The following is a 7,024-nucleotide window of genomic DNA, read 5'->3' on the forward strand; positions in this document are numbered from 1 at the left end:
TCAAGATTTTACCTAAGAAACCGGGTTTCTCGGTGTCTGGTGGGGGGAAAGAAACCCTAAAGAAACCCGGTTTCTACCAGTCTCTCTGTTTCTCAATCAAGATTTTACCTAAGAAACCGGGTTTCTCGGTGTCTGGTGGGGGGAAAGAAACTCTAAAGAAACCGGGTTTCTCGGTGTCTGGTGGGGGTCAAATAGGAGCGATCGCTGCTGATGCTATTTTCTCCCATTGAAATAGGTCTGAAAAACCGCCTTAGCAATAGGTGCGGCGGACACAGAACCATAACCACCTCTTTCGACCAAAACTGCGATCGCAATTTCTGGTTGATCCGCAGGTCCAAAAGCCACATACATAGAATTGTTGGGGTGTCCGGGAATTTCTACGGTTCCAGTTTTCCCTCCGGTTAAAGGAATAGAACCATCATTCAAAATTCTAGCAGTTCCCTCCTTGACAGTATCAATTAATCCCTGTCGGACCACATTTAAACTACCCGCCGAAATGGAAGTTTTAATAGGTTTAGTTTCATCGGTATTAGTTTGGGAAGCCAAGAGGTGAGGTTGTACTCGATAGCCGCCATTAGCGACGGTACTGGTCATAACCGCCAATTCCAAGGGAGTAGCTAAAACCAACCCCTGACCGATCGCCATAGTGACAGTATCCCCCACATACCAAGGCTCACCATACCATGCTTGTTTTTGTTCTGGGGTAGGGATTTGACCATGATTAGCGCCATCAAGTCCCAATAAATCCAAATTAATACTACCACCAATCCCTAATTCTTTCCCCCATTTAGAAATTTGATGAGGTCCCGCCGCCATTCCCACCTGATAAAAAAAGGTATTACTACTAACAGCAAGTGCCTTTCTAAATCCAATAGTACCATAACCACTATTACTATGCTCATGAAAACTCACGCCGCCAATGGTAATAGCCCCCGCAGTGGGTACAGTTGAATTAGGGGAAAATTTCCCCGATTCTATACCGGCGATCGCCGTGACAATTTTAAATGTACTACCAGAAGGGTAGCCCTGTACAGCCCTATTTAACATAGGATTTTGGCGGCTTTGTAATTGTTCCCATTGTTGTGCAGTCATCGGACCAGAGAATATATTAGGATTAAAGCTAGGATGACTAACCATAGCCAAAATCGCGCCAGTTTGCACATCTAATACCACCACAGCACCAGAGCGATCGCCTAAAGCAGTTTCGGCGGTTTTTTGTAGTTCCAAATCTAAAGTTAACTGAAGCGGCTGACCGGGTTGTGGTTGTTGAATACCTAGCTCTTGAATTTCCTCTCCCCGAGAATTGACCTCAATTAATCGATTTCCCCACACTCCCTCAAGGGAAGAGTTAGCTATACGTTCTATCCCCATTTTCCCCGTTAGCATTCCCATAGGGTATTGAGGATTAGCCTTTAATTCCTGTAAACTAGCAGCGCCAATATATCCTAAAATATGGGAAGCCAGATGATTGTGTGGATAATAACGTTGAGACTCCCCGCGAACTTCTACCCCTTTAAAATACTCAGAACGTTCGGCGAGAGCAATAAACATTCCTGGGGTAATATCCTGTTTAATTAGCACAAAAAGATGGGAATTATAGCCCTTATTTTCGATAAGATTAATAATTTCTTGTGGAGTGATATCAAGAATCGGACCCAGTTGGGTAGCAATTTCCTGCCACTGTTGGGGTGACTGTTCCCTAGGCCAAATATAAACTGATCGCGCCAAACGACTGCGGGTGAGTCTTTGATTATGGCGATCGAAAATTTCGCCTCGTTTTGCCGGAATAGGAACTAGGCGAAGTCGGTTATTTTCCGCTCTGTCCCAATTGATAGCTCCTTGAATCAATTGTAAATTAGCGAGTTGAACAGTGTACAAACAAAACCCGGCAGTAATCAATAACAGCAGGATAATACCACGATGCAGACGGCCACGGTAAGACTGATGCCGCTGCGGTTTATCAGAAGTATATTGATTGTGAGGGGTAAACGGAGATTCACCAGCCATAGTTATCCTATCCAATGACCTACCTTTTATTTTTCAAAAGTGGTGTCATGAATCCGGAAAATCTATAGGCTGATTATTCCGTCGTGTAAACCTAAGGAGCAAATTGTTGTTCTTCCAGGGTGACAGGTTGTTCCGCATTTTTCTTAGAGATAATAGGGTCTAGGGGAGTTTCCACAGGAGGACTAGCGCTAGGCTTTAGAGAAGTGGAAGCATTAACAATACCACCGGAGACGATAATTTTAAATGCTTCTTCTACCGATAGGGATAAGTCGATCGCTTCATGGCGGGGAACAATAGCATACCAGCCACTGGTAGGGTTAGGAGTAGTCGGCACAAAAACACCAATCATATCTTCCGACAGGTGAGATTGAATGGTTGCATCTGCTGATCCGGTGACGAAAGCCAGAGTCCAAACTCCCCGCCGAGGATATTCTATCAGAACCACCCGCCGAAACTTATCATTTGAGTCTCTGAGGAGAGTTTCCAGAAGTTGTTTGAGGGTTTTGTAAACTGACCCCGCCAAGGGAATGCCTTGTAAAATCTGTTCACTGAGGTTAAGTAACCACTGACCAGCGATATTTCTAGCCATCAGACCAATGAACAGAATACCCATTAATGGAACAGCTAACCCCACCAAAATATTAAGTAGATTGACCAGAATGGGATTGAGGCCATCAAAAGGGTTAACTTGTTTAGGAATGCGGGTCAGAAATTTAATCACCGCTGTAGCCACGGTAATACTAAGCCAGATAGTAGTCGCCAGGGGAATTACCACCAGCAACCCGGCAATCAAATCATTTTTTAAATCATGTTTGAGGTTTTGGAACACGAGGCGTTCACTCTCCTGTTGACTAAAATGATGGGTTTGTGAAAATGGCGACTGCTTACGCCAAAGGGGTTAGGGGGACTGGCTGACTGAACCCGACAAAGAACCCCCCAGGAATTGGTAAGCCTAGAAAATGCGTTTTCGCTGTCGGTGGTTAGCAACAGATTCTACTAATCCCATGGCTAGAAAATTACTTAGGAGTGCCGATCGCCCATAGCTGAGAAATGGTAAAGGGATGCCTGTAACTGGTGCTAGTCCAATATTCATGCCAATATTTACAAATACTTGGAACATCAACATTGACAATACCCCGATCGCAATTAAGGAACCAAAACTATCCTTAGCAGTTTGGGCAATAATCACCAATCGCAGGCAAATTATCCAGAACACTGCCAAAACAATAATACAACCGATAAACCCCAATTCTTCCCCAATGGCAGAAAAGATGAAGTCGGTATGCTGTTCGGGAATAAAATCTAGCTGAGTTTGGGTTCCCTGATACAAACCTCGGCCATATAACTGTCCCGAACCAATGGCAATGCGAGATTGAATTAAGTGATATCCTGCTCCTAGGGGGTCTTGCTCTGGGTTTAAAAAGCCAATCAGTCGCTGCTTTTGATAATCTTGCAGAAACCCCCAGAAAATATCTCCTAATTTTCCGGCCCCCAAATTCATACCCAAGGCGAGAGGTCCGGTCACATACCGCCAAGGTAAACTCCACCAGCCTACAAACCCCATGGCTACAGCCCAAATGATGCCAGCAGGTTGATAGACTGTTGTTAAAATAGCTGATATAATCGGGGACAATAACAGGATTAACCAACCGGGATGGACATTGCCCCAATACAACATTCCCAGGGTAATCATACCAAAGACTAGGGAGGTTCCTAGGTTGGGTTCAATTAATACTAACCCCCAGGGAACAGCCGCGATAATCAGCATTTTGATGGTGTCTGGAATGCTGGGTATCTTGACCTCGTGCAGAAGTGCTGCCAAAACAATAATTATCCCCACCTTGGCAAATTCGGAGGGCTGGACGTGAAAACCACCAATATTAATCCAGCGTTGGGCTCCTAGGGCTGTGGTTCCGATTAATTGAACGGCAATCAGGGAGAGGTTAACGATAATATAAACTATCCATTTCCAATTGATTAGTGTTTGGTAGTTACTCTTGGCAATTATCATCGCCAGGATTAACCCTACACCTCCGGTGATCCAGTGTTGCCACCAGTCTGTCAGTCCTTGGGTAACTTCTACACTACGGATCATGATGCCGCCTAATCCGGTGAGGGCGACACAGGCGACTAATAATAACCAGTCTACTTCTGCCCAAGCTGCTAGGGGCGATCGCCTATAACTTTTTAATCTGGCTCTGAAAAACATATAATTTTTGGCTGAACTGTTTAACTCTTAACCTACCCACGGAAACAGGGATGATTAAATCACTCAATTATCACCTTTTTTGATGGGTTCATAGAGATACTCAAAGGCGTTACCGTCCGGGTCGCGACCGTAAAAGGAGGCGGTACCGTCTCGGTGTTCGTGAATGGGGGTAATTTCTGCCCCTTGTTGTTGTAATTGCTGATAGGCTGTTTCTATTTCCGTGCGATCGCTAAACACAAACCCAAAATGGGATCTGGCTTGGTTGTAACCTGGACCCAGCAAGGCAAGTCCATCATCTCCCGCCTTCAAATAAGCCCAATCGCTATCTTGCCATACTAATTCCATACCCAAATTTTGGTAAAAACTGGCGGCGGTCTGAATATCTTGGACACAGATGGCTACATGGCCTAAGCGTTTGAGTTGCATAATCAGAAATTAGGGTTTATGGTTGCTATTCTACGAAGAAAGTGGGCAAAATCGCCCACTCTCCGACACTGTGAATGATTTTAACCTGCCTTGACCAGTTGTTTGTCAGCAGGGCGATCGCTTTGGACAGGCGCACTCAAAGCCTCTTCTAGGGATGATTTCCCCAGACGTTCTTCTAGGATATCCATCACTCCCCGTCCAAAATCATTAGGGTTCCGTTTCCAGGCTTCTAAACAGACCTCCCCAAAGAAAGACCCCAAGGGTTCCGGGTTCCATAGAAGTTTCCGGGCTGTCCAAGGCATCAAACTCATGGGATTATAATTGCGATCGAGTATACCGTTGTTAAAGGCATATTCTTCTAAATGGGTGTGGGGTTGTAAGCCAATAAAAAAGATGGCAGGTTCCACCTTATCCGCCCCAAAAATCGCCTCCAATTCCCGATGATAAGCAATGGTCTGACGGATAGTGTCAAAGGTTTCATCAATCACATTAAAGGAATAGTTGACAGACACCAAATCATTAAATCCGGCTGCTTTTAAATCTCGGCAGTTTTCTAATACTACACGCAGATTATAGCCCATCCGCATTTTTCTGACCAATTCCTGGGAACCGCTGGTGATACCGATTTCAAAGTAATTCATTCCGGTTTTAACCATCAGTTCACACAATTGGGGGGTGAGGTTATCCGCCCGAATATACGCCGCCCAATTTATATCATTCATGCCAGCATCAAGGATTTTTTGTAGCAGTTCTACGGCATCATCAATAAATCGACGGGCGGGGATAAATTGAGCATCGGTAAACCAAAAGTTACGGATTCCACGATGGTAAAGTTGCTGCATTTCTGCGACTACTTCATCAGCGGGATTAATCCGCACCTGTTTACCTTCAATTACGGTATAGACACAATAACAGCAGTTGTGGGGACAACCACGCTTAGTCTGAACACCGATATAAAAATCCCCATCCTGAAAATAGTAGTCAAACTCCGGCCAAACTTGGCTAATATAATCATAGTTACAGGCGGTTTTCTCAATATTAGTCGGTTTTTCATGAATCATGCGATCGCGCGGTTGAGTTTGTCCGACCACATAACAGCGTTCATTACTGAAGTCTTCACCCCTCAATAATTTTTCTAATAACGCCTCCCCTTCCCCTACGGAAATAATTGTGCCATCAGGGAGACTCTCCCCTAATTGTTCATAAAACACACTCACCGCGCCGCCACCTACTACCGCGCGTGCTTGGGGTTGATAGCGTCTGGCTCGGTTGAGTCCCTGCCGCACTAAACTGGTATTACGCCACAGTTCGTTATAGTAGGATACTGCTAACCGTAATCCTCCGAAAGCACCCCGCAACTTAACTAGGGGGTTTTTGGCATAGTAAAACTCAAAGGCATTTTGCAAAGGATTTCCGCCCCGTCCGCCCACGGGAGCATAAATTTGGATATCCCGCCACGAAAATACTAACAGTGTCGGCTGGAACTCGTCAATGCAGTTATTGAGGGCTAAACTATAGTCTAGGGGGGGAACAGTCCCTAGGTCAAAGATTCGCTGCTCTACAGAACCAAATAGCTTATGTACATGGTCTGCTAGGTAAACTACCCCTATGGGGAAGATGGGGTTGCAGGGGAGCCGAACATATAGGATTTTTTGGTCCATGATTTTAAATGAGTGAATGGGTTGCTTATTAATATAACTTAACAATATAGCTGGCTGTTTTCATCTTACAATCAATGGCGAGGGCGGGTTAATGGGCTGCGATCGCTTAACTTGAGCCAGATGGGGGGATCGTCGAATATATGATAGTCGGTAGGTTACAGGCAAAAATCATTATCGATTGGTAGTCGCGATTACAACCAATAGCGATCGCAAAATGTTAGTTTGGCTGTATACAAAACTCATATTGCAATACTCCTTAACATGGCTCAAATTCTTGATCCCCTACCCTATAACAGTCCTGGCCGAGTTCTCTGCTGCTACGTTAACGCTACTAGCAATATTCAGATTGCCAGAATTAGCAATGTCCCAAATTGGTATTTTGAACGGGTGGTATTTCCCGGTCAGCGTTTGGTGTTTGAAGCTATACCAGAAGCCCTATTAGAGATTCACACAGGAAAAATGGCTAGTGCCATTCTATCCGATAAGATTCCCTGCGATCGTCTGCAAATTGACCAAGAACTCCCACCTATTGATGAAGTCCACCCCAGTGCCGCTGCCCTAGCTTACCACGAACGGATCACAGGTCGCAGTTCTGAAGGAAAGCCCTCAGTTTTGACAACTCCGGCTTTGAGTTCTGTTGATTAACCCCTAGAGTGCGTCAGACCGAGATAATCGGAATCACCACCAGAGTATAGCAGTTCCCGGACGGATGAGGTACTTT

At 45.1% G+C, this 7,024-nt stretch carries 7 protein-coding genes; 2 read left to right on the forward strand and 5 right to left on the reverse strand.

The annotated features are described in order from the left end of the window. Positions 1-230: hypothetical protein (locus tag P5683_RS11520; RefSeq protein WP_315669445.1), on the forward strand; the 230-nt coding region annotated here is incomplete at its 5' end. Here P5683_RS11520 and mrdA read toward each other — a convergent pair. From mrdA to P5683_RS11545, 5 genes are all read right to left on the reverse strand, one after another. After that, entirely contained in the window at positions 214-2,007 is a 1,794-nt protein-coding gene (gene mrdA / locus P5683_RS11525; RefSeq protein WP_315640522.1) for a penicillin-binding protein 2, read from the reverse strand. The genes P5683_RS11520 and mrdA overlap by 17 nt on opposite strands. Before the next feature lie 91 nt (positions 2,008-2,098). After that, the gene (locus P5683_RS11530; RefSeq protein WP_006625371.1) at positions 2,099-2,836 is read right to left on the reverse strand and encodes a DUF502 domain-containing protein; all 738 of its coding nucleotides are present in this window, start codon (positions 2,834-2,836) and stop codon (positions 2,099-2,101) included. Between the two features lie 123 nt (positions 2,837-2,959). Continuing rightward, complete coding sequence (rodA, locus tag P5683_RS11535) at positions 2,960-4,216, reverse strand: rod shape-determining protein RodA (protein WP_006670328.1); 1,257 nt, start codon at positions 4,214-4,216, stop codon at positions 2,960-2,962. Between the two features lie 63 nt (positions 4,217-4,279). Next, positions 4,280-4,642, reverse strand: coding sequence for a VOC family protein (locus P5683_RS11540; RefSeq protein ID WP_006625373.1), 363 nt, complete (start codon positions 4,640-4,642; stop codon positions 4,280-4,282). 80 nt (positions 4,643-4,722) lie between these two features. Continuing rightward, positions 4,723-6,303 (reverse strand): photosystem II high light acclimation radical SAM protein, encoded by a 1,581-nt coding sequence (locus P5683_RS11545; RefSeq protein ID WP_006625374.1) that lies wholly within the window; start codon positions 6,301-6,303, stop codon positions 4,723-4,725. A gap of 261 nt (positions 6,304-6,564) precedes the next feature. Between P5683_RS11545 and P5683_RS11550 the strand changes: the two genes are divergently transcribed. Beyond that, a complete protein-coding gene (locus P5683_RS11550) occupies positions 6,565-6,948 on the forward strand; it encodes a DUF1830 domain-containing protein (RefSeq protein ID WP_008051205.1) in 384 nt (127 codons plus the stop codon). Positions 6,949-7,024 lie beyond the last annotated feature (76 nt).

Origin of the sequence: Limnospira sp. PMC 1279.21 (genome assembly GCF_032349615.1) — a bacterium.
Taxonomy (GTDB): domain Bacteria; phylum Cyanobacteriota; class Cyanobacteriia; order Cyanobacteriales; family Microcoleaceae; genus Limnospira; species Limnospira fusiformis.

Coding starts and splice junctions, on each gene's coding strand:
- P5683_RS11550 (WP_008051205.1), top strand. CDS start 6,565: ATGGCTCAAATTCTTGATCCCCTACCCTATAACAGTCCTGGCCGAGTT.
- mrdA (WP_315640522.1), bottom strand. CDS start 2,007: ATGGCTGGTGAATCTCCGTTTACCCCTCACAATCAATATACTTCTGAT.
- P5683_RS11545 (WP_006625374.1), bottom strand. CDS start 6,303: ATGGACCAAAAAATCCTATATGTTCGGCTCCCCTGCAACCCCATCTTC.
- rodA (WP_006670328.1), bottom strand. CDS start 4,216: ATGTTTTTCAGAGCCAGATTAAAAAGTTATAGGCGATCGCCCCTAGCA.
- P5683_RS11540 (WP_006625373.1), bottom strand. CDS start 4,642: ATGCAACTCAAACGCTTAGGCCATGTAGCCATCTGTGTCCAAGATATT.